This is a genomic window from Pseudomonas glycinae, assembly GCF_001594225.2.
GTDB classification, from domain to species: domain Bacteria; phylum Pseudomonadota; class Gammaproteobacteria; order Pseudomonadales; family Pseudomonadaceae; genus Aquipseudomonas; species Aquipseudomonas glycinae.
In genome coordinates this window covers 1,989,326-2,009,474 of the sequence record NZ_CP014205.2, presented here as the reverse complement: position 1 = coordinate 2,009,474, position 20,149 = coordinate 1,989,326, and the positions used below count along the sequence as shown (strand labels likewise).

The window sequence follows — 20,149 nt, the reverse complement described above, 5'->3', positions numbered from 1 at the left end:
TTGATGCTTCAAGGAAAGATCCATGCACGGTTCAATCAAACAGTTCGCACGTCATTGCCTCGCCGGGGCGTTGCTCTCGGCGCTGGCCCTCAATGCGCAGGCCAAGGCCTTGCCCGGCGCACCGGCGCCGTTCGATAAAGGTCAGGTACAGATTGCGCTGGTCGGCTATCTGTTTTCCGGGGATTTCCCTGAAGCCTATCTGCGCGGCGTGGAAAAACAGACCGAAGCGCTGGGCGCCAACCTGCGGGTGTTCGACGCGCGGCAACAGGCGGCGAGCCAGGGCGAGATGATCGATCAGGCTGCCGACCTCGGTGTCGACGGGATCATCGTGCAATTGGGGCTGGCGGAAACCCTCAAAGGCCCGATCGACCGGGCGCTGGCCAAAGGCATCAAGGTCGTCGCATTCGACGTCGATCTGAACACGCCGCAGGTAACCCAGGTCGAGCAGGATCACCACGCACTGGCGCGGCTGGCACTCGATCAAGCGGTCAAGGACAACGGCACCCGTTTTGATGCCGGTTACGTCTACATCAGCGGTTTCACGCCGATGGAGCGCCGCGACGAGATCTGGAGCCAGGTCAAGGCGAGCAATCCGGGGATCATCGAGAAGGCGCGCTTCGGCACGCTCAATCCGCCGATTGCCAACTCGGTGGCGGATCAGGCCAGCGCCGTGCTGCGGGCCAATCCGGGGATCAGCGTGATCTTCGCGCCGTTCGACGAGTTCGCCAAAGGTGCGAAGATCGCCGTCGATGAGGCCGGTCTGAGCCGCAAGGTGAAGATCTACAGCGCCGACATTTCCACCGCCGACATCCAGATCATGAAAGAGCCGGACAGCGCCTGGGCCGCCACCGCGGCGGTCAATCCGCAAGTGGCCGGCGCGATCAGCGTGCGCAGCCTGGCGATGCTGATTGCCGGGGAAAATCCGGGGCACAAGGTGCTGGTGCCGCCGACCCTGATCACCCGTCAGCAACTACTGGATCTGGACGTGAAAAACGTGCGGGACCTAGGGCAAAAACTGCCGGCCTTCGGTGACACCGCCAACGTCGCGCGGGCACCGTGGATTCCCGTGGCGAACTGAGGAACTGACATGCACGACAAGGCTGCGCGCCTGCGCAAAAGTCGTTCGCCGACAGCCGATGTGGCGCTGGGCGAACGGCTGCCGCCGGGGCAGGTGCTCACGGAGCGTTTCCCGATCCTGCACGAAGGCGAGGTGCCGGCCTATGACCTGGCGACGTGGTCGCTGCGCCTGTTCGGCACCTTGGCCAACCCGGTCGAGCTGACCTACGCCGATCTGCAAGCGCTGCCGCAACGCTCGTTGCAATGCGACATTCATTGCGTGACACGCTGGTCGAAGTTCGACACCCGCTGGAGCGGCGTGCACCTGCAAGACCTGCTGCAGGCGCTGGACATCCGCCCGACGTCGTCCTTCGTCATGGCCCATGCCGATCACGCTTACCAGACCAACCTGCGCCTCGACGACCTGCTGCACCCGGACAGCCTGCTGGCCACCCATTACGACGGTCAGCCGCTGACCGCGCAACACGGTTGGCCACTGCGTCTGGTGGTGGCGGGGCGGTACTTCTGGAAGAGCGCGAAATGGCTGCGCGGACTCGAATTCACCGATCAGGAACAACCGGGATTCTGGGAGCGCAACGGCTTTCATTTGCACGCCGATCCGTTCATTGAGCAGCGTTTCAGTGGTGATGCGCTTGACATTGCCGAAGATGCCTGGCGGGAAAAGGACTTCGACTGACGGCATCTAACTTCGCACCGAAAAATACACAGATTAATAACGCTCTCTACAACAACGTGGAGTGCGTTTTTGTGCGTGTTAGTTGTTGGTTAGTTGGGTGTTCATGTTGTTGCGCAAACACAAGTGTTGCTCAGGCAACACTCCGTTCGTCAGGCATAACCTAAGCGTTATTGGTTCTTTTGCGGCAGGCGACCGCTCGTCTAGCATCGGTAAACAGGGGGTTCTACTAACTTTGGGGTTCTTGCGCTCTAACAGCCGATAGTTGCTCAACACACTTGGCTGCCTTTCTGAATATCAAAACTACAGCAGAAATTGCCGTGCACCGATTGCCGACACTTCATGATTCGGCAGCGGCCGGTTATTAACTGCGATTCAAGGAGCTGTCGCATGATTCACCGTTCGCGTTCATTACTCGCCATCGCTGTTGTCAGTGCAATCTGGCAACTTCCTGCGCAAGCCGAAGAGACTTCCGCGCGCGTCGACGATGACACACGGCTGGGCACCGTGCTGGTCACCGGCACCCGGGGCACCGCACGCACGGTGCTGGATTCGCCGGTACCGGTGGACGTGTTGACCGCCGAGGACCTGAAGACCGCCGGCGCCAGTGGCGGCGAGCTGGGCCAGGCGTTGCAGACGCTGTTGCCGTCGTTCAGTTTTCCGCGTCAGTCCAACTCCGGCGGCGCCGACCACGTGCGCGCCGCGCAGCTGCGCGGCATGAGCCCGGATCAGGTGCTGGTGCTGGTCAACGGCAAGCGCCGCCACACCTCGGCGGTGGTCAACGACTCGTCGAAAATCGGTCGCGGCACGGCGCCGGTGGACTTCAACTCGATCCCGATCAGCGCGATCAAACGCATCGAAGTGCTGCGCGACGGCGCGGGCGCGCAGTACGGCTCGGACGCGATTGCCGGGGTCATCAACATCATCCTCGACGATGCCCCCGAAGGCGGCGAAGTGTCCACCAGCTACGGCGCCTACCACACCCATCAGGACGCAATCGGCAAAACCACCACCGACGGCCAGAACAGCGTGACCACCGCCAAGATCGGCACGCGGCTGGGCGAGGAGGGCGGCTTCATTCGCGGCGGCACCGAGTACAAGGATCGCAACCCGACCAACCGCGCCGGCTACGACGGTTTCGCCGACACTCCGGGCCAGCGCAACTACGTGATGGGCGACGGCGTGGCGCGGGACGTCAACGCCTGGTTCAACGGCGAATTGCCGCTGGCCGGCGGCAAGGCCTACAGCTTCGGCACCTACAACGAACGCCACACCACCGGCGCCGAGTTCTATCGCTATCCGTCCGAGCAGCCGCAGTTCTACCCCAACGGCTACCTGCCGCAATCGCTGGGCGACAACACCGACATCTCCGCCACCGCCGGTTACAAAGGCCTGATCGGCGACGACTGGGATTTCGACAGCAGCGTCACCCACGGTCGCAACCGCTTCGAATCGGCAACCCGTCGCACCCTCAACGTCAGCCTCGGCGCGGACTCGCCGACCCGCTTTGACACTGGCGACTACGAGTTGCGCCAGACCACCACCAACCTCGATTTCAGCCGCGAATTGCGCCTCGGTGGCCGCTCGTTCGTGTTGGCGGTGGGCGGTGAATATCGCTATGAAAACTACCTGACCTTTGCCGGAGACGAAGCCTCTTACATCGGTTCCGGGGCCGATGGCGCCAACGGCCTGCGCCCGAGTGAAGAGTCGGATCTGGATCGCAACGTGTTCGGCACCTACGCCGAATTGTCCGGTGATCTCACCGACCGTTTCTTCGTCGATGCCGCCACGCGCTGGGAACATTACGACGATGCGGGCAGCAAACTCACCGGCAAGCTCAGCGGTCGCTACAAGCTGACCGATCAATGGGCGTTGCGCGGTGCGGTGTCGAACAACTTCCGCGCGCCGTCGCTGGCGCAGAGCGGCTTCCAGAACACCACCAGCAACTTCGGCGACGGCGGCACGCTCACCGACATCCGCGTGCTGTCGGTCAACGATCCGATTGCCCGTGCCCTGGGCGCGGAAAAACTCGATCCGGAAACCTCGAAGAACTTCAGCCTCGGCCTGACGTTCCAGTTGAACGAACGCTTCGATGCGTCGCTGGACGTGTTCCGCATTGACGTCAAGGACCGGATCACCCTGTCGCAGCGAATCGGCAGCGACGCGCTGGAAAGCTACATCAACGACAACTTCGGCGTGCCGGGCGTGCACGACGTCAACTTCTTCACCAACGCCGCTGACACCAGCACTGACGGCGCCGAACTGGTGCTCAACTACCATCAGCCGTTCTACGACGGGCAACTGGGCCTGACCACCGCGTACACCTACAACCACACCAAGGTCACCAGCACCAAAGGCACGCCGTCGCAGCTGACCGCCTTAGGGATCGGCAATGACGCGCTGGTCGGCGTCGAGGAACGCAACACCCTGACCGACGCCGCTCCCAAGGATCGCTTCGTGTTTTCCGCCAACTGGACCAGCGAACACTGGGGCCTGCTCGGGCGTCTGACCCGTCAGGGCGAAACCACCCGGGTGTTCGATTTCGGCGACTCGCAGCCTGAGCAAACCTACGGCGCGGTATGGCAACTGGACGCCGAGGTGACCTACAAATTCACCCCGAAATTCAGCATCGCCCTGGGTGGCAACAACCTGACTGACAACTACCCGGAACGCTCCGGCTCGGCCATCAACTACGGCGGCAACCTGCCGTACGACGTGCTCTCGCCGATCGGCACCAACGGCGCGTATTACTACGCCACCGCCACCTACGGCTTCTGAGTCTTTTCCGCCATGGATGGCGGATCATCAGCGGGAACCTTCATGACTCAAACCAATGGCCCCAAGCGGCACCTGCCAGTGTTCCAGGCATTGCTGATCACGCTGGGCATGGTCATCACCACCGACATTCTCAAAACCGCGCCGACCGTTGCCTTGAACGTCGGGCCGGAACATTTCTATTGGGTCTGGGTGCTCGGCGCACTGGCGTCGATGGCCGGGGCCTTGTGCTTTGCCGAGATGGCCACCGCCTTCCCGCATCCGGGCGGTGACTATCATTTTTTGCGCACCGCTTATGGCGAGCGCATGGGTTTCCTGTTTGCCTGGTCGCGATTCTCGGTGATGCACACCGGGTGGATCGCGTTGTCGGCGTTCATGTTTGCCGACTACTTCAATGCGGTCGTGCCGTTGGGGCATTACGGATCGGGGCTGTTTGCCGGTGCGATCATCGCTGCGTTGGTACTGCTGAATCTGACGGGCAAGCACATTGGTTTCATGACTCAGACGGTGCTGGTCGGGCTGCTTGCTCTCGGGTTCCTGAGCATTGCCAGCGCCGGAGTGTGGCTGGTGTGGCAGGGCGTTGAGCCGCTTGCACCGAGTGCGCCGGCCACGCCTGAGCACACCGGCGCGGCGGGATTTTCAGCGGCGATGATCTTCGTGTTTCTGGCCTTCGGCGGCTGGAGCGATGCGGCGACGTTATCGGCTGAAGTGCGCGACGGTCGACGTGGAATTTTCATCGCTATGCTCGGTGCGCTGACGGTGCTGATGGCGATCTATCTGGCGCTGAACTGGGCGTTCGTCCAAGGGCTGGGATTCGAAGGCCTGGCGGCGAGCAACGCGCCGGCGGTGGAATTGTTGAACCGCGCCTTCGGTGCCCCGGGCGTGCTGCTGATCCTGCTGATGGTTGGCATCGCGGCCATCGCCACCATCAACTCGACCTTGCTGGTCGGCGCCCGCACCACCTACGCCGCCGCCCGCGATGTGGCGCAATTGCGCCGCTTCGGTGAGTGGGATGAGCGCGATGGCGTCCCGCGCAAGGCGTTGTTGGCGGAGGGGGCGGTAGCGTTGTTGCTGGTGTTATTTGGCAGTTTTACCCAGAGCGGTTTCAACACCATGGTTGAGTACCTGACGCCGGTGTACTGGTTGTTTCTGAGTCTGAGCAGTCTGGCGTTGATTATTCTGCGGCGGCGTTTCCCCGAGATCCCCCGGCCGGTCAGGGTGCCGTTTTATCCGGTTTTGCCGCTGCTGTTTTTTGGGCTATGCGTGTACATGCTGTATTCCAGCGTGACGGTGGTTGGTTTCGGCGCTTTTCTGGGGATTGGGGTTTTGATGGTGGGTGCGTTGTTGCTGGCCGGGTTGAGCCGCCTGGTGTCGACACCTCGGCAGGCTCTGCAAAAGACCTCGGATCAGAAGGACACCGCCGCCGGCTGAGACAACCGCAGCACCGACAAATCCCCCGTAATCCGCTTGTACGCCAAACGAATCGCCTCAATGTCACTCTCACGTTTCGGCCCGCTTTCGTGCAGGATCACAATCACCTTCGTCGCCAGCCGCTCGGGCACCTTCGCGTCGTGGTCCTTCCACTGCCCGTACGCATCGAACACACTGAACCCGTCCGGGAACCGCGTCGTCACTTCCTGATCGAGAAACTCGCGCCAGCGCGCCGGGCTCACCACACCTTCCTTGCCTTCCAGCGGCCCCACCGAAAAATACAACTCGGTGCGCACCCACTGCGCCTGCGCTGGCCGCGTGGCATCGCCTTGCAGGGTCGAACTGACGGGATCCTTGGTATGCACGGAAACCGGAGGAGGGCTGGTACACCCGGCGACCGCCAGGAACAGTGCTGCCAGTAGTAAACGTTGCGGCATGGAACTTCCTTATTGTTAAGAACTGTCCCGAATTATAGAGGGGGCGGTTAATAGCAATAAAAGATTAAAAAGTGGATCGTCGCTGAACTAATGGAATAAGCAAACACAGTGAAAATAATGCCCGCTGGTTAGAACGATTATTTCTTTAAGTTATTTGCTTGGTGTTTGATCGCATATCCATGGCATTTAAAAACCTGTTACCGCATTTGCCGGATCTGTCATTGCGTCTACTCTGCTGCTGCAACGGTTCAAGTCGCACGGAACGCTGCACTTGAAGCGCTTGAACAGCACTTTTTGCTGCTCGATGGACAGCTTGTTGCGGATTTTCCAATCCTTAGAATCCGCTCCATCAACTTCTCATCCAGTTCTTAATCCTCAGGGAGCTACACCATGATGAACGCCATGCAGATGCAAATGCCGATGAACGCCAACATGCCGATGATGCCGATGACGGGCATGCCGATGATGATGGCGACCATGAGCTGCGACATGATGGACGACGGCATGATGTGCAAGATGATGCCGGCCGCTGGCATGGACATGGCCATGTTCAAGAACAGCGCTGAAATGATGCAGATGATGATGATGGACTGCGGCATGCCGATGATGATGCATTGCGGCAACATGAGCATGATGTGCATGTCCCCGGCGGCCATGGCCATGCCGATGATGAACATGATGATGCCGATGCCGATGATGGGCATGCCGATGCCATCGATGAAGTGCGTGATGGAATGCACCATGATGGCCGACTGCATGATGTGCAAAATCATGCCGATGCCGGGCATGGACATGATGAAAAACTGCTGCGCCCTGATGATGAAGATGATGAACGACTGCAGCATGCCGATGATGATGAGCTGCAACGGCATGCCGATGATGTGCTGCACCTGCTGATTTTCGCCAGCGCATGAAAAAGCCCGACCGGGAAATTCCCGGTCGGGCTTTTTGTTGTCTGTCTGTCAGTCCAGGCGTTCGGGGTAAGTCACCACCAGATACGCCACCGCTTCACTGTCGGCGGGGTTGCGGTAACGATGGGGCTGGTCGGCGTAAAACAGAATCGAGTCGCCCGTCGACAGCAGATAGCGCTCGTCGTTGACGCTGATCTCCAGCACGCCCTGAGCCACCACCAGATTTTCCTGGACGCCGGGGCCGTGGCCTTCGGATTGATCTTCGCCCAAGGGGCTCAGACGCAGTTCGTAGAATTCCGATTGGCGCGCCACGTCAAATGGAAACAAGGCGCGACTGACAAACGCGCCGCTGGCACTCACCAGTCGCTTGCTCTGGCTCGCCGACAACACGGCCACGCCTTCAAACGCGCGATGTTCCAGAAACGCTGCCACCGACACCTTCAAACCCTTGGCGATTTTGCACAGCACCTTGATCGACGGCACGCTGCGCCCGGATTCGATCTGCGCCAGCATCGCCCGGCTCACGCCGCACTGGCGGGCGAGGGCATCGAGCGACAGATGCCGCTTGCCGCGCAGGCGTTGCAGGTTCTGCGCGACGCGTTCACAGATCGGGTCTTCTTCCAGGGATTCGAGGTTGTTCAGGTCCAGCACAGGTTCATCGGCGCTCGCCAGAAAGCGCGAGGGTTCACGCGCGTTCACGCTTGACGCGTCTCGCTGGAACGCGCGGCCTGCACCCACTGCCAAGCCTGATAACCGGTATTGCGCGCATACATTTCCCACATCAGCCGGGCCTGTTGCTGGGCGTGGCGGCGTTTGCGGTAGACGGCGAAGTCGATCAGGTTGTCAGTCGGTTTCATGGCGCACTTCACTGTGTTCAATGACGGGATGAGGTGAGAGTACGCCGAGATTTTTATAACGATAAATACTGTTTTTTTATTTATTAATGCAATCAGCTTCTATGTGAGGCAAGTGACGCGCCGATGGCAGTCGGCGCGCCAAATCCTTCATTTGCTGGCGTTCAACACAATCCGGTACCGCGCCTTGCCGCTGCGCAGATGGTCAACCGCCTCATTGACCTGGCTCATCGGAAATTCCTCGACCTGCGGCAGGATCTGATGCCGCGCGCAGAATTCCAGCATGGTCGCTGCCGTGGCGGGCGAGCCGACCGGGGAGGCTGACAGGGATTTCTGTTGCGGGATGAGGTTGAACACGTGCACCGGAATCGCGTCGGGCACGATGCCGACGAAGTGCAGTCGGCCCTTGCCGCGCAGGGTGGCGAGCATGGCCGTCCAGTCGAGGTTGGCGTTGGCGGTGATCAGCAGAAAGTCGAGGGTGCCGGCAATCGCTTTCAGCGCTTCGCTGTCGGTCGAGGCGACGACCTTGTGGGCGCCGAGGCGTTTGGCTTCGTCCTGTTTGCTCAGAGAGGAGGTGAAGGCAGTAACGTCGCAACCCCAGGCATTGAGAAAACGCAGCGCCAGGTGACCGAGGCCGCCGATACCCACCACGCCGACCCGGTCGGTCGGCTTGATGTCGAATTCCACCAACGGATTGAAGACCGTGGAACCGGCGCAGAACAGCGGGCCGGCGAGTGCCGGGTCGAGGTTGTCCGGGAGTTTCAGCGCCCAGGCCCAGTGGGTGCGCAGGCGATCGGCGAATCCGCCATGGCTGCCGATGATCGTCGGTTTGGCGGTGGCGCAAAGGTGATGGGAACCGCCGATGCAGGACGAGCAATGCATGCAGCTGCCCTTGTACCAGCCGATCCCCACACGCTGGCCGACCTCCAGGCCGCGCACCTGCGGGCCTGTGCGCACGATGCGGCCGACCACTTCATGGCCGGGAATGAACGGGTATTGGCTGATGCCCCAGTCATTGTCGATCAGCGACTGGTCGGAGTGACAGACGCCGCAATATTCCACGGCGACTTCGACTTCTTCATCTCCCAGCGGGCCGGGGTCGTAACTGAAGCGCTCCAGCGGCGCGCCGGCCGAGGTGGCGGCCCAGCCGGTGAATGTCGTGGGTTCGGTGTTATTGCTCATGGGACACCTCCAGGTCTGGCGCTGCGGGCGCAGCCTGAAGAGTCTAGCGTGTCATCGAGCGGGCGCTAGCCAGGTGTTCAGCACGCGCCGGTCGAGCTCTTCCCAGTCCGCCATGCCCAAAACGCGCGTGGTGTTCAGGCCGCGCAAATAGCCGCGCAGCTGATAGGCGACGGCCCGCACTGATTCGGAATCGGCAACGTTCTGGCCCAGGACCGTTTCGTATTCGACAAGGTATTCCGCCACCCGGTCGCGGAATTCGGGCAGGACGGCATCGCGGATCAGGTCAAAGGTTCGCACGGGTAATCCTCATCTGTTTTCGTTGTGATTGAGTGTGCAGCAGTCTGCACGCCGCGCAACTATTGGTTCAAGTAATAGTGACCATCAAGAAACGCAAGTTCTGCTTTGGCGCCGATGGGCGGAAAATCGCCTCCATCGAACACGCCGCTGAAGGAATTGCGCGATGAAGACTTTGACCCGACTGGCTGTAGTCGCCCTGCTGATGGGCGGGGTGGCCGCCACCGTAGCCCCGGCTTATGCAGACGATGCCAACTCGTGCCACTTTCTGCCCGTCGCCGCCAGCAGCGCCGCGCTGCAGCACTCGCAAACCGTGGGTGTGCTGTACAGCGAAAACACTCTGGATAACCTGCAATACCTCGAGCGTTACCACGATGTGGCGGTGAACGGTGCCAAGGATGCGCTCGATGCGCGGATCCGTGACGCGTTCGTCGACAGCTCCGATCCGGAACTGGCCATCGACTGGCTGATGAGTTCGCTGCAACAGCAGTTTCTCTCGGTGACCGTCTACGACAGCCTCGATGCACTGGTGCAGGCTCATCCGGACGTAGTGGTGATGCTCGACACCCACAACCGTCTGCTGACCCAACGCAACAGCCAGGTCGAAGCGCGGTTCGCCGCACGCTTCTACGACGCCAACCTGCAATACATCGGCAAGGCCGAAGGCGCGGTGGAGAAGCAACTGCCGTCGGTGTGGGTACACAACAAGGCAGCGCCCGAAATCGCTGCCGGGATTGAACAGCAGCGCGACCTGCAACTGAGTGCCTTGAAGCAGTTCGATGACTCGCTCAAGGCCCTGGTAAGTGCAGGCTGAACACCTGAAGCAAAAACGGCAACGGCAGTGCCCGTGACACTGAACGTTGCCGAAGAACCGAATCTTTTATTTTCAGGATTTTATCCATGCGTGCCTTTTTTATCCCTGCCATGGCTTCTGCCAGTTTGTTGCTGACCGCTTGCGCCACTGCGCCGAACGACCCGACGCTGACCCTGCAGACGCACAAGACGCCTGCCCAGTACGCCGAATGCGTGGTGCCGAAACTGCAGGGCAGTGCGCTGAACCCGACGGTTTCGCAGACCCAGCGCAGCTACCGGATCGTGGTACCGAGCAAGGTGGCGGCGGACAACGTGCTGGAAGCCTACAAGGCACAGGACGGCGGCAAGGTGTTTTTGTATGAGCGCCACTTGCTGGCTTCGAGTTTCATGCCGTCGAGTTTTGAACGGGCTGCCCAGGAGTGCCTGTAACGCATGACGGTTAATGCTTTTTGACGATGCTCCTTTGGTTGGCCGCAACCAACCAATTCCTTTGCCCCGCACCTTGCGGGGCTTTTTTTGCCCGGCGTTTGGCGCGGCTGGCGCTACGCTGGATAGCGGAAAGAGTTTTCCGGAGAACAGGGATATGAAGAAGGACAGCAGCGGCGCGGCGACTGGGAATCCCTCTGTGCTGATCGACGCAAGAATCAAGGAGCTGAACGACTGGCGCGGCCAGAAGCTGGCCGAAATCCGCGCGGTCATTCATGAGGCGGACCCGGAGGTCGTCGAGGAGTGGAAGTGGCGGGGCGTTCCGGTCTGGTCACACAACGGCATCATCTGCACCGGGGAAACCTACAAGGCCGTGGTGAAAATGACCTTCGCCAAAGGCGCGGCGCTGGAGGATCCGTCAGGACTGTTCAACGCCAGCCTTGAGGGCAATACCCGGCGGGCAATTGATATTCACGAAGACGACAAGATCGATACCAAGGCTCTGAAAGCGCTGGTGCGTTCGGCTATTACGTTGAATTTGAAAAAATGATATGCCGTTGAGGCAGAGGTGAAACGGAGGAGGGTGAAACGAGGAGAAAATGGCAGGGGCGGCTGGATTCGAACCAACGCATGGCAGGATCAAAACCTGCTGCCTTACCGCTTGGCGACGCCCCTGTAGCTATTGGTTTCAGTCCCGGGAGGACCTCTGCAACAGTGGGCGGCACTTTACCAGCGCTCTTGCGTTCTGTGAACCCCTCAAGCCAATAAATTTCATGGAAAACAGCTACTTATTTCTCGAATGGCAGCGCCGGTCAGATTTTTCGGGCTTTTTCAACGATTGCCCCGAGAATCAGAGCGACCGATGAAGCCCGAAAGACGGGCGAACGGCACTGCAGCCGTCTCAGCTCAATGAACCCGGCACTCCCGCCAGCAAACCGGTCAACGTTTTCATGATCGCCTGCTGCCGCGCCCGGTCGGTCAGGTGCCGGGCCTCGGCGGCGGCGACGTCGGCGTGGCAGTGCGGGCAAATCGATTCGTGCGGCTGAATGTATTGCAGGCAGTCGCGGCACAGGGCCAGTTGCGTCGGCAGGCGTCCTTCCTCGGGGGACGACTGGCCCTGATTGATCCAGGCCAGTTTGATCACTTGTCCGCTGTCGCTGACGCTGCTGACTTTTTCGCCGGTGTCGATGCGTTCAGTGATCAGGTCAAAGCGTCCGACGGCAAACGAGCGCTGGGCGGCGTCTTCGACTTTGACGATGCGCTCGCGCAAACCCTGTTTCTGCAATTCCAGGGTTCGGTAGTGGCAGTAAGGATTGTTGCCGGGTTTGCCCAGCAGCGAGTGCGACGTCCAGGTGCAGCCGCCCCGGCAGACGTCGTTGTAATAGCAGGTTCGGCAGTAGCCCCACAGATCATCGACCGAGCGCAGGCGGCCGAAGTGCATGCCTTCGCTGTAATGCCAGATGTCGTGCAGGCTCATGTTGCGCACGTTGCCGCCGGAAAACCCGACGGTGGCCAGTGACGGGCAACCTTTCACCGTGCCGTCCGCTTCCAGCGCCAGCACGGTCTGGCCGGCCGCGCAGCCGCTCCAGTGCACGCGCTCGTCACCGAAGCCGCGCCACAGATGTTCGTAAGGGCCGTAATAACCGATGTTATTGCCGACGTTCATCAGCAGCCCGCGATCCAGTCCTTCGCGGTACAACCGGGCCAGCAGCGGCATCACTTCCAGCAGCTTATACGGCTGGAGCAACAGTTCCGGATGGTCGACGGCGTTGCCCATGGCCACCGTGATCTGAATCTGCCAATGGGTGGCGCCGAGCTCGATGATGGTGTCCATCAGCTCCGGCAGGTCCGGCAACGTGGCCGCGCCGATCTGGGTGTTGACGCTCACCGCCAGCCCCGACGCCTTGGCCCGGCGCAGGGTGTCCACAGCCTTGTCGAACGAGCCCGGCACGTTGCGCACCTTGTCGTGCAGCGGCGCGAGTCCGTCCAAGGAAATGCCGACCCCGTTGAGCCCGGCATCGACCGCTGCCTGCATCTTCGCCGGGGTCAGGTTGCGCCCGCCGGTCTGGATCGCGCAGTACATGCCGTGGTCGTGGATGGCGCGGATCAGTTGCGTCCAGTCCTTGCGCAGATAGGCTTCGCCGCCGATCAGGGTGATCTCGCGGGTGCCGAGGGCGGCGAGGGAATCGATTACCTCGAGGCATTCGCGGGTGTTGAGTTCATCGGGACGCCGATGCCCCGCGCGGGAGCCGCAATGCAGACACTTGAGGTCGCAGGCGAGGGTGATTTCCCAGACCACGTGCACCGGCACGTAGCGTTTGAGATCGGTGTCGCTGAGGTAGCGGGCAGGGCGGTTGTCTGTCATGGGAGATCCTTGCGCACGGGCCTGTGCGCGGCACGATTGGACTGACCTCGATGGGCTGGAAGACCGGGCGCGGTCATCGAGGACCGCGCCCGGGCCGTACGACTTAGCGTGCTTCCAGTCGCGCGATTTCCGCATTCAACTGCTCAAGGGCACTGCGCAAGGCGCCCTCGTGGGCCAGCTGTTGCTCGCCTTGCTGCACGGCGACTTTCAACTGCGCCAGATCACCGCTGGCCTGTGCCGTTTGCACGGCCACGGCATACAGCGGCTGGACGTGATGCTCGGGCGGCAGTGGCTCGACGCTTGGTGCCTGATGCACGGCGACGTGCCGCACGTCCTGCCACTGGCCGCCTTCGTTGTAGCGGTAATCGACAAAACCGCTGGTCCAGTCGCCCAGAATGCCTTTGAGGTGGAAGGTCTGGGCGATCTGACTCAGCGGACCGCTCGGGCTGCCGTCGAGGGTGAGAATGATGTAATTCTCGGCCGACGGCGTCAGTCTGGCCTCGGAATAATCGCCCCAGACCCGGGCATGGAAGTTGACCGGAGGCCAGGTGCTTTGAAACACGCTCGCGGTGCCGCTGACTTTTTTGCGGACGGTATCGACCACGATATCGAGGGTCAGAACCGGTGCGCCCAGCAGTGAATTGCTGGCGATGAGGCGGGTGTGAAAAAGTCCGATCGACATGATGCTGCTCCTTGTGAAAGTAGGGGTTCCAGTAGCCGATCAGCGACTTTGCGAGCGGCTGATTTCTGTCTTGGCGGCGTCCACCGCTATGCGTAATTGCGGCAATTGCTCCAGCTGCTGTCTGGCCTGTGCGGACAGGCTCTTCATCTGGGCCAGGTCACCGCTGGCGATAGCGCCCTGAATCGGCGCGGCATACAGCGGCAGGACCGGTTTGTGCGGCTCGATCACCGGGCCGGGATTGAACGGTTGAAGGACGTTCGAGGGCACCTCCAGCAGATGCGCCGGCACATTGTTCAGTTCGTGCCAGCGCTGGCCGTCGAAGTACTCATAGTTGGCCACGCCTTCGCGCCAGTCGGTGCCGACCACCAGGTGGATCTTGAAGTTGATGATGGAGTTGGAGCCGGGACCGCCATGGTTGCCCTGGGCGGTGATCAGGATTTTGCTGACACCGGGCTTCATCACCGTCATGTAGGTGTATTCGCCCCAGACGTCCGAGTCGATGTCGAGCGGCGGATTGGTCGCCTGAGTCACCGCGGCGTTGCCGGTGACCTGCTGCTGTGGCGTGGACACCAGCAGGTTCAGCGCAAGACTCTGCGCCCCCGGCTGGCCCGTACCGATCCGGTAGCTCACCGGGAACAAGCCGACATTTTGCTGAGTTGCTGACATGTTGATTGCCTCCGTTGCAATGTGGGAATTGGCCTTAAGGTTTTTCCAGTCGAGAAACTTCTCTGGCCAGGTTTTCGTACGCGCTTTGTAGCTCCTTCGCTTCCGGCTTCGTTGAATCGCGCTGCTTCAACAAAGTCTTCATCTGCTGCAGATCGCCGCCGGTGATCGCGCTCTGGATGGCGACGCCGTAGGGCGGGATGTTGTGGTTTGAACCGGTCATATCGAGGTCTTCCTCGTGGGTGTGTGCCGCTCGACCCCTTGCGCAGAAGGGGCGCCTTTCCTGACAGGCAGGCGAACGACATCCGCCAGAATCACCGGCAGCCGGGATTCTCGGCGACGTGACAGCCTGATCCGTCGGGATCTGATCAATCCGCAAATTCGGTTCGCGCAGGGGCGACGCCGCAGCGCCGGCTCACGCGCAAGCGTCGTCAGCCAAAACCGTCGGGTCTGGCCTCGGGCGTCAATGAAGGGGGTTGCCGGTGGGGCAAACGGGGCAATCTCGCCTGTACGTTGGTCATCTTTCTGTCCTTGATAGAAAGCAACGAAACACAGGGATAGGTCGTTCACTCTTCAAGAGTGCAATACCCGCGCAAGCACAAAAACCATCCCTGATTTTTTTCCAGTGCCGCTGATGGCGCTCGTCGAGCGACGCTTGCCAAGTGGCCAGCATTTCGCCAGCTACGCAACCCTAGACCCGTTTGTGCAGGGCTGCCAGAAAAAGCGCCGAACGGTCATTCTGGCCGTTGCGGTGTGCGCCACCGCAACGGCTATCACTTGGCATTCATCCAGTGTTCAGGCGAAGAAACCGAGCAACAGCGTCGCCAGGATCACCGTCGAGGCACCGCCGATCCGGGACCACGGTGCACCGGGCTCGGGTGGTGAGGCGGTGATTCGATGGTATCCTTCGCAAAATGCGTGATAAACAGCGGAAACATGCGGCTTATGAACACGAATCGTGACCAATTTCCCTTGCCCGAAGACCTCAAGGTGTTCCTCACCGTCATCCGCAAGAACAGCTTTGCCAGCGCCGCTGACGAGTTGGGCTTCTCACCGGCCTACGTCAGCAAACGCATCTCAGTGCTGGAAACCACGCTGGCAAGCAAGCTGCTGCACCGCACCACCCGGCGTATCGCGCTTACCGACGATGGCGAGCGGGTGCGGATCTGGGCGGAAAAACTGCTGGGGGATTTCGATCAGTTCCTCGGCGAGATTTCCCAGGCCCGGCACCAGCCGGCGGGGTCGCTGCACATTTGCAGCAGTTTCGGTTTCGGCCGCAATCATGTAGCGCCGGCGATCAGCCAGTTGTCCCGGGCGTGCCCGAAACTCGACATTCGGCTCGATGTGTTCGACCGGGTGGTCGATCTGGTGGGCGAGGGCTTCGATCTGGAAATCCTCGTCGGCGATGACCTGCCGGGCCAGCATCTGGCGCGCAAACTGGTGAGCAACCGGCGCGTGCTGTGCGCCACGCCGGAATACCTCGAACGCCGGGGTACGCCGCAATCTCTCGAAGACCTGAAAGACCACGATTGTCTGGTGCTCAAGGAGCGCAACAACGCGTTCGGCATCTGGACCCTGAGCAAGGACGGGCAAGAAGAGACGGTGCGGGTGAATGGCCCGCTGTCCTCCAACAGCGGCGAGATCGTGCTGGAGTGGGCGCTGAGCGGCGGCGGGATCCTGTTGCGCTCGATGTGGGACGTCAAACCGATGCTCGAGCAGGGCAGGCTGGTGCAGGTGCTGGACGGCTACACCCAGAGCGCCAACGTCTGGGCGGTCTATCCGACGCGCCTCAGCGAGTCGGCGAAATTGCGGGTGTGCGTGGAGTTTCTGGAGGAGTACTTCCGCGATTTGTCCGTGGAATGAAAACGGGTGGTTCAATGAACCGCCCGTTTTTTTGCCATCAACCCAACCAGAGATTGTCCGCCAGATGCCGTGCCTCGAAGGCGCGGATCTGCTCGGTGCGTTGCAGAGTGGTGCCGATGGCGTCCAGCCCGAGCAGCAGCGATTGCTTGCGCAGCTGATCGATCTCGAATTCGATTTGCGTGCCGTCTGCCAGCTCGAGGGTCTGCTGCGCCAGGTTCACGCTGATCCGCGCGGTCGCCGGAACGCTGATCGCCTCGGCCACACGCTTGAACTGCGCGTCGTCCAGTTGAATCGCCAACACGCCATTACGCTGGCAGTTGTCGTAGAAAATCCCGGCGAACGTGGTGCCGATCAAAGCCCGGATGCCGACTTGCTTCAAGCCCCACACCGCGTGTTCGCGGCTGGAACCGCAGCCGAAATTGGGGCCGGTCACCAGAAACGCCGCGTCCTGCCAGGCCGGCTGGTTGAGCACGAATTCAGGGTTGGGTTCGCCGGAGGCGAGAAAGCGCAGATCGAAGAACAGTCCGCGATCCAGCCCCTGACGATCAATGCCCTTGAGAAACTGCTTGGGCATGATCACGTCGGTGTCGATGTTAGACCCAAGAAACGGCGCGGCACTGCCGCTGACGGTGTCGAATGGTTGCATGGTTCAAGCCTCCAGCGCGACGGTGCGCACGTCAGTCAAATGGCCGCTGATGGCGGCGGCGGCGACCATCGCCGGGCTCATCAGGTGGGTGCGCGCACCGGCGCCCTGACGGCCTTCGAAGTTTCGATTGGTGCTCGACGCACAGCGATCACCCGGCGCGAGCACGTCGTCGTTCATCGCCAGGCACATCGAGCAACCCGATTGCCGCCACTCAAAACCGGCGTCGAGAAAAATCTGCGCCAGGCCTTCGTCCTCGGCTTGATTGCGCACCAACGTCGAGCCGGGAACGATCATCGCCCGCACATGGGCCGCCACACGCTTGCCGCGCACCACGCGGGCAACGTCGCGCAAATCTTCGATCCGCGCATTGGTGCAGGAACCGATGAAGGCATGGCTGATCGTCACTTCGTTCAGCGGCATGCCGGGTGTCAGGCCCATGTAGTCGAGGGCGCGTTGCAGGCCCTGACGCAGGATCGGATCGGGCTGGGCGGTCGGGTCCGGCACGTGCCCTTTGATCGGCGCGGCCTGATCTGGGCTGGTGCCCCAGGTCACCATCGGCTCCAGCGCGGCGACATCGAGGATGACTTCGCGATCGAACACCGCGCCCTCGTCGCTGTGCAGGGTTTTCCAGCGCTCGACGGCCTGCTCCCAGAGCTTGCCCTTGGGCGCGCGCGGCTTGTGCTGCAGGTAGGCGAACACCTTGTCATCCGGTGCCATGAACGCGCCCCGAGCGCCAGCTTCCACGGCCATGTTGCAGATGGTCATGCGCGCTTCGACGCTGAGGGCGCTGATGGCCGGGCCGGTGAACTCGATGGCGTAACCGGTGGCGCCGGACGCGCCGATTTTTTCGATCAGCGCCATGATGATGTCCTTGGACGTGACGCCAGCGCCGAGCTCACCGTTGACCGTCACACGCAAGGTTTTCAGGCGCTTGTAGACCAGCGTCTGGGTTGCCAGCAGGTGCTCGATTTCCGAAGTGCCGATACCGAAACCGAAGGCGCCCAGTGCGCCGTAAGTGGTGGTGTGGCTGTCACCGGCCGCGACCACCATGCCCGGCAAAATGAAACCCTGTTCCGGCGCCACGACGTGTTCGATGCCCTGGCGCTTGTCCAGCACATCGAACAGCTCGATGCCAAAGTCGCGGCAGTTTTCTTCGAAGTACGACACCTGACGCGCACCCCCGGCGTCGGGCATGGTCGCGATGCGTTTCGGTGCGGTGGGGTTCACATGATCGACCACCGCCAGCGTCGCCGCAGGCCGCCACACCGTGCGCCCGGCCTCGCGCAGGCCGCTGAAGGCTTGCGGGCTGGTGTATTCGTTGGCGACCTGGCGGTCGATGTAAAGCAGCACGTGGCCCTGATCGTCGAGGGTGCAGACGGTGTGACTGTCGATGTGCTTCTGGTACAGCGTTCTCGGGCTGGGCATGGCTTGCGCTCTTTTCTGTCCGGGGCAAAAACAACATAAGGACAGAATATTGAACGCGGAAATGGCATCAAGAGCGCTTCAGTGAAGCCGTTGAACACGGATTGTGAGCAATTGGCGCAAGCCTACGCCCGTGTCTACTCCGGCAACCTGGCAATCACCTTGATCTCGAACTGAAACCCATACAGCCACGTCACGCCGACTGCGGTAATCGTCGGATGCGGCGCCTCGCCCCAGAACTCGGGCACTACTTCCCAGATGGTTTCGAAGGTCGATTGCGGGTCGACCATGAACACCGTCACGTCCACCACATCATCGAAGCTGCCGCCGGCCGCGCCGAGGATCGCATTGAGGTTGGTGAAGGCCAGTCGCACCTGTTGTTTGAGATCCGGCTCCGGTGAGCCGTCCTCGAGGCTGCCGACCTGGCCGGAGACGAACAGAAAACCGTTGGAACGGACCGCCGGGGAGTAGCGATTGCGCTCGTAAAGCGCATGGCGTCCAGGCGGGAAAACCACGTCGCGTTTTGGCTGGGCACGGGTCATGGGGTGTCTCCTTCAATGGGTTGAAACCTGTGATGGAGCAACTGTAGGGACTTGCCTCGGCGCGATAAACGCGCAACCTTGGCGATCACTGTTTGCAAATCCCGAACAATCGAGCCGCTATGAGGTGGGGTATGGACCGTTTTGACGCGATGCAAGCCTTCGCCCGAGTGGTGGAGGCGGGCAGTTTCACCAAGGCTGCCGAGACCCTGCACATGAGCAAGACCACCGTGACCCAGCTGATTCAGCAACTGGAGGCGCGGCTGCGAGTGAAGTTGCTCAACCGCACCACGCGCAAGGTCAACGTCACGGCGGACGGTGCGGCGTATTACGAGCGGGTGATCAGGTTACTCGCGGACATGGACGACGCTGAAACCAGCCTTCCCGGCGCGACGGCCCAGCCCAAGGGGCGCTTGCGAGTCGACGTACCCAGCCCCCTGGCCAATCTGATTCTGGTGCCGGCACTGCCTGAGTTCTGTGCGCGATATCCGGAGATCCAGATCGACATGGGCGTCAGCGACCGGATCGTCGACATCATCGATGAAAACGTCGACTGCGTGATCCGCGGCGGGGAGCTGCGGGATCAGTCATTGATGGCCCGTCGGGTCGCCGATCTTGAGCTGGGTGTTTATGCCGCGCCGAGCTATCTGGCCCGGGCCGGCACCCCGACGCATCCCCTGGAACTGGAAGACAGCCATCACCGGGTGGTCGGTTTCCTCTGGGCGCGCACCGGCAGGCCGGTGCCTTACGCCTTGCGCAACGCAACCGAAAATCTGCTGATCAAGGGCCGACATGTCCTGGCGGTCGATGACGGCAATGCCTATCTGGCGGCAGGCCTCGCCGGGCTGGGAGTGCTCTGGCTGCCTCGCTATATGTCAGCAGAGCACGAGGCCCGGGGTGAACTGGTGGCGCTGTTCGAGGGCTGGGCGCTTGACCCGATGCCACTGTACGTTGCGTACCCGCCGAACCGGCATATCAGCCAAAAACTGCGGGTATTTATCGATTGGATCGTGGAATTGATGGCCAAGCGTGCCAATGGCGCGGAACTTGCTCGCGGCGCTCTCGGACTGTCAAAAAAATAGCGAATAACGGCAAT

23 protein-coding genes and 1 tRNA gene are annotated in these 20,149 nt (G+C 61.3%); 11 read left to right on the top strand and 13 right to left on the bottom strand.

Features of this window, described 5'->3' with window-relative positions:
* Nucleotides 1–22 precede the first annotated feature (22 nt).
* The 4 genes from AWU82_RS09040 (at nucleotide 23) to AWU82_RS09025 (ending at nucleotide 5,956) form a co-directional block, all read left to right on the top strand.
* The gene (locus tag AWU82_RS09040; protein ID WP_007955504.1) at nucleotides 23–1,078 is read left to right on the top strand and encodes a substrate-binding domain-containing protein; all 1,056 of its coding nucleotides are present in this window, start codon (nucleotides 23–25) and stop codon (nucleotides 1,076–1,078) included.
* Between the two features lie 9 nt (nucleotides 1,079–1,087).
* Nucleotides 1,088–1,753, top strand: coding sequence for a sulfite oxidase-like oxidoreductase (locus AWU82_RS09035; RefSeq protein ID WP_064381955.1), 666 nt, complete (start codon nucleotides 1,088–1,090; stop codon nucleotides 1,751–1,753).
* Nucleotides 1,754–2,140: 387 nt separating this feature from the next.
* Nucleotides 2,141–4,528: a TonB-dependent receptor plug domain-containing protein gene (locus tag AWU82_RS09030; RefSeq protein ID WP_064381954.1), complete on the top strand. Its 2,388-nt coding sequence runs from the start codon at nucleotides 2,141–2,143 to the stop codon at nucleotides 4,526–4,528.
* A 42-nt stretch (nucleotides 4,529–4,570) separates the two neighbouring features.
* A complete protein-coding gene (locus AWU82_RS09025) occupies nucleotides 4,571–5,956 on the top strand; it encodes an APC family permease (protein WP_064381953.1) in 1,386 nt (461 codons plus the stop codon).
* On the opposite strand, the gene AWU82_RS09020 is transcribed toward AWU82_RS09025, so the two are convergent.
* Nucleotides 5,932–6,393, bottom strand: coding sequence for a DUF3574 domain-containing protein (locus AWU82_RS09020; protein ID WP_064381952.1), 462 nt, complete (start codon nucleotides 6,391–6,393; stop codon nucleotides 5,932–5,934). The genes AWU82_RS09025 and AWU82_RS09020 overlap by 25 nt on opposite strands.
* Before the next feature lie 390 nt (nucleotides 6,394–6,783).
* Between AWU82_RS09020 and AWU82_RS29175 the strand changes: the two genes are divergently transcribed.
* Nucleotides 6,784–7,290: a hypothetical protein gene (locus tag AWU82_RS29175; RefSeq protein ID WP_084776988.1), complete on the top strand. Its 507-nt coding sequence runs from the start codon at nucleotides 6,784–6,786 to the stop codon at nucleotides 7,288–7,290.
* Nucleotides 7,291–7,355: 65 nt separating this feature from the next.
* Here AWU82_RS29175 and AWU82_RS09010 read toward each other — a convergent pair whose 3' ends face one another.
* The 4 genes from AWU82_RS09010 to AWU82_RS08995 form a co-directional block, all read right to left on the bottom strand.
* A complete protein-coding gene (locus AWU82_RS09010) occupies nucleotides 7,356–7,946 on the bottom strand; it encodes a helix-turn-helix domain-containing protein (protein WP_165369529.1) in 591 nt (196 codons plus the stop codon).
* Between the two features lie 53 nt (nucleotides 7,947–7,999).
* Nucleotides 8,000–8,161 (bottom strand): hypothetical protein, encoded by a 162-nt coding sequence (locus AWU82_RS09005; RefSeq protein ID WP_190241571.1) that lies wholly within the window; start codon nucleotides 8,159–8,161, stop codon nucleotides 8,000–8,002.
* A 147-nt stretch (nucleotides 8,162–8,308) separates the two neighbouring features.
* Nucleotides 8,309–9,340, bottom strand: coding sequence for an NADPH-dependent aldehyde reductase Ahr (gene ahr / locus AWU82_RS09000; protein WP_007955490.1), 1,032 nt, complete (start codon nucleotides 9,338–9,340; stop codon nucleotides 8,309–8,311).
* A 51-nt stretch (nucleotides 9,341–9,391) separates the two neighbouring features.
* Complete coding sequence (locus tag AWU82_RS08995) at nucleotides 9,392–9,637, bottom strand: hypothetical protein (protein ID WP_064381949.1); 246 nt, start codon at nucleotides 9,635–9,637, stop codon at nucleotides 9,392–9,394.
* A 163-nt stretch (nucleotides 9,638–9,800) separates the two neighbouring features.
* Here AWU82_RS08995 and AWU82_RS08990 point away from each other — a divergent pair, with 163 nt between their 5' ends.
* The 3 genes from AWU82_RS08990 (at nucleotide 9,801) to AWU82_RS08980 (ending at nucleotide 11,423) form a co-directional block, all read left to right on the top strand.
* Nucleotides 9,801–10,448, top strand: coding sequence for a hypothetical protein (locus AWU82_RS08990; protein ID WP_064381948.1), 648 nt, complete (start codon nucleotides 9,801–9,803; stop codon nucleotides 10,446–10,448).
* 86 nt (nucleotides 10,449–10,534) lie between these two features.
* Nucleotides 10,535–10,876 (top strand): YajG family lipoprotein, encoded by a 342-nt coding sequence (locus AWU82_RS08985; RefSeq protein ID WP_064381947.1) that lies wholly within the window; start codon nucleotides 10,535–10,537, stop codon nucleotides 10,874–10,876.
* A 154-nt stretch (nucleotides 10,877–11,030) separates the two neighbouring features.
* A complete protein-coding gene (locus AWU82_RS08980; protein WP_064381946.1) occupies nucleotides 11,031–11,423 on the top strand; it encodes a DUF1801 domain-containing protein in 393 nt (130 codons plus the stop codon).
* Between the two features lie 50 nt (nucleotides 11,424–11,473).
* Here AWU82_RS08980 and AWU82_RS08975 read toward each other — a convergent pair.
* The 5 genes from AWU82_RS08975 to AWU82_RS08955 form a co-directional block, all read right to left on the bottom strand.
* Nucleotides 11,474–11,548, bottom strand: a tRNA-Gln gene (locus AWU82_RS08975).
* A 226-nt stretch (nucleotides 11,549–11,774) separates the two neighbouring features.
* Nucleotides 11,775–13,238, bottom strand: a complete 1,464-nt coding sequence (locus tag AWU82_RS08970) for a GDL motif peptide-associated radical SAM/SPASM maturase (protein ID WP_064381945.1) — start codon at nucleotides 13,236–13,238, stop codon at nucleotides 11,775–11,777.
* 103 nt (nucleotides 13,239–13,341) lie between these two features.
* Nucleotides 13,342–13,920, bottom strand: coding sequence for a DUF1842 domain-containing protein (locus AWU82_RS08965; RefSeq protein WP_064381944.1), 579 nt, complete (start codon nucleotides 13,918–13,920; stop codon nucleotides 13,342–13,344).
* 39 nt (nucleotides 13,921–13,959) lie between these two features.
* Nucleotides 13,960–14,586, bottom strand: a complete 627-nt coding sequence (locus tag AWU82_RS08960) for a DUF1842 domain-containing protein (RefSeq protein ID WP_064381943.1) — start codon at nucleotides 14,584–14,586, stop codon at nucleotides 13,960–13,962.
* A gap of 34 nt (nucleotides 14,587–14,620) precedes the next feature.
* Nucleotides 14,621–14,806: a DUF1843 domain-containing protein gene (locus AWU82_RS08955; RefSeq protein ID WP_064381942.1), complete on the bottom strand. Its 186-nt coding sequence runs from the start codon at nucleotides 14,804–14,806 to the stop codon at nucleotides 14,621–14,623.
* 411 nt (nucleotides 14,807–15,217) lie between these two features.
* Between AWU82_RS08955 and AWU82_RS08950 the strand changes: the two genes are divergently transcribed.
* Both AWU82_RS08950 and AWU82_RS08945 read left to right on the top strand, forming a co-directional pair.
* Nucleotides 15,218–15,505: a hypothetical protein gene (locus AWU82_RS08950; RefSeq protein ID WP_190241570.1), complete on the top strand. Its 288-nt coding sequence runs from the start codon at nucleotides 15,218–15,220 to the stop codon at nucleotides 15,503–15,505.
* A gap of 23 nt (nucleotides 15,506–15,528) precedes the next feature.
* Nucleotides 15,529–16,446: a LysR substrate-binding domain-containing protein gene (locus AWU82_RS08945; RefSeq protein WP_041475228.1), complete on the top strand. Its 918-nt coding sequence runs from the start codon at nucleotides 15,529–15,531 to the stop codon at nucleotides 16,444–16,446.
* A 37-nt stretch (nucleotides 16,447–16,483) separates the two neighbouring features.
* Here the strand turns inward: AWU82_RS08945 and leuD are convergent, their stop codons facing one another.
* The 3 genes from leuD to AWU82_RS08930 all read right to left on the bottom strand — a co-directional run bounded on the left by leuD (nucleotide 16,484) and on the right by AWU82_RS08930 (nucleotide 19,056).
* On the bottom strand, nucleotides 16,484–17,092 hold the full coding sequence (gene leuD, locus AWU82_RS08940; protein ID WP_064381941.1) for a 3-isopropylmalate dehydratase small subunit: 609 nt from the start codon (nucleotides 17,090–17,092) through the stop codon (nucleotides 16,484–16,486).
* A gap of 3 nt (nucleotides 17,093–17,095) precedes the next feature.
* Nucleotides 17,096–18,517, bottom strand: coding sequence for a 3-isopropylmalate dehydratase large subunit (leuC, locus tag AWU82_RS08935; RefSeq protein ID WP_064381940.1), 1,422 nt, complete (start codon nucleotides 18,515–18,517; stop codon nucleotides 17,096–17,098).
* A 134-nt stretch (nucleotides 18,518–18,651) separates the two neighbouring features.
* Nucleotides 18,652–19,056 carry a RidA family protein gene (locus AWU82_RS08930; RefSeq protein ID WP_064381939.1) on the bottom strand — a complete coding sequence of 135 codons (405 nt, stop codon included), beginning with the start codon at nucleotides 19,054–19,056 and terminating at the stop codon, nucleotides 18,652–18,654.
* Between the two features lie 131 nt (nucleotides 19,057–19,187).
* On the opposite strand from AWU82_RS08930, the gene AWU82_RS08925 reads away from it, so the two are divergent.
* Nucleotides 19,188–20,135 carry a LysR family transcriptional regulator gene (locus tag AWU82_RS08925; RefSeq protein ID WP_064381938.1) on the top strand — a complete coding sequence of 316 codons (948 nt, stop codon included), beginning with the start codon at nucleotides 19,188–19,190 and terminating at the stop codon, nucleotides 20,133–20,135.
* Nucleotides 20,136–20,149 lie beyond the last annotated feature (14 nt).

Bases quoted from the DNA above. Each gene is read 5' to 3' on its own strand.
- ahr (WP_007955490.1), bottom strand. From the start codon at position 9,340: ATGAGCAATAACACCGAACCCACGACATTCACCGGCTGGGCCGCCACC.
- AWU82_RS08970 (WP_064381945.1), bottom strand. From the start codon at position 13,238: ATGACAGACAACCGCCCTGCCCGCTACCTCAGCGACACCGATCTCAAA.
- AWU82_RS08925 (WP_064381938.1), top strand. From the start codon at position 19,188: ATGGACCGTTTTGACGCGATGCAAGCCTTCGCCCGAGTGGTGGAGGCG.
- leuD (WP_064381941.1), bottom strand. From the start codon at position 17,092: ATGCAACCATTCGACACCGTCAGCGGCAGTGCCGCGCCGTTTCTTGGG.
- AWU82_RS08985 (WP_064381947.1), top strand. From the start codon at position 10,535: ATGCGTGCCTTTTTTATCCCTGCCATGGCTTCTGCCAGTTTGTTGCTG.
- AWU82_RS08990 (WP_064381948.1), top strand. From the start codon at position 9,801: ATGAAGACTTTGACCCGACTGGCTGTAGTCGCCCTGCTGATGGGCGGG.
- AWU82_RS08955 (WP_064381942.1), bottom strand. From the start codon at position 14,806: ATGACCGGTTCAAACCACAACATCCCGCCCTACGGCGTCGCCATCCAG.
- AWU82_RS29175 (WP_084776988.1), top strand. From the start codon at position 6,784: ATGATGAACGCCATGCAGATGCAAATGCCGATGAACGCCAACATGCCG.
- AWU82_RS08980 (WP_064381946.1), top strand. From the start codon at position 11,031: ATGAAGAAGGACAGCAGCGGCGCGGCGACTGGGAATCCCTCTGTGCTG.
- AWU82_RS08960 (WP_064381943.1), bottom strand. From the start codon at position 14,586: ATGTCAGCAACTCAGCAAAATGTCGGCTTGTTCCCGGTGAGCTACCGG.
- AWU82_RS08945 (WP_041475228.1), top strand. From the start codon at position 15,529: ATGAACACGAATCGTGACCAATTTCCCTTGCCCGAAGACCTCAAGGTG.
- AWU82_RS09030 (WP_064381954.1), top strand. From the start codon at position 2,141: ATGATTCACCGTTCGCGTTCATTACTCGCCATCGCTGTTGTCAGTGCA.
- AWU82_RS09005 (WP_190241571.1), bottom strand. From the start codon at position 8,161: ATGAAACCGACTGACAACCTGATCGACTTCGCCGTCTACCGCAAACGC.
- AWU82_RS08965 (WP_064381944.1), bottom strand. From the start codon at position 13,920: ATGTCGATCGGACTTTTTCACACCCGCCTCATCGCCAGCAATTCACTG.
- leuC (WP_064381940.1), bottom strand. From the start codon at position 18,517: ATGCCCAGCCCGAGAACGCTGTACCAGAAGCACATCGACAGTCACACC.
- AWU82_RS08930 (WP_064381939.1), bottom strand. From the start codon at position 19,056: ATGACCCGTGCCCAGCCAAAACGCGACGTGGTTTTCCCGCCTGGACGC.
- AWU82_RS09020 (WP_064381952.1), bottom strand. From the start codon at position 6,393: ATGCCGCAACGTTTACTACTGGCAGCACTGTTCCTGGCGGTCGCCGGG.
- AWU82_RS08950 (WP_190241570.1), top strand. From the start codon at position 15,218: ATGGCGCTCGTCGAGCGACGCTTGCCAAGTGGCCAGCATTTCGCCAGC.
- AWU82_RS09035 (WP_064381955.1), top strand. From the start codon at position 1,088: ATGCACGACAAGGCTGCGCGCCTGCGCAAAAGTCGTTCGCCGACAGCC.
- AWU82_RS09025 (WP_064381953.1), top strand. From the start codon at position 4,571: ATGACTCAAACCAATGGCCCCAAGCGGCACCTGCCAGTGTTCCAGGCA.
- AWU82_RS09040 (WP_007955504.1), top strand. From the start codon at position 23: ATGCACGGTTCAATCAAACAGTTCGCACGTCATTGCCTCGCCGGGGCG.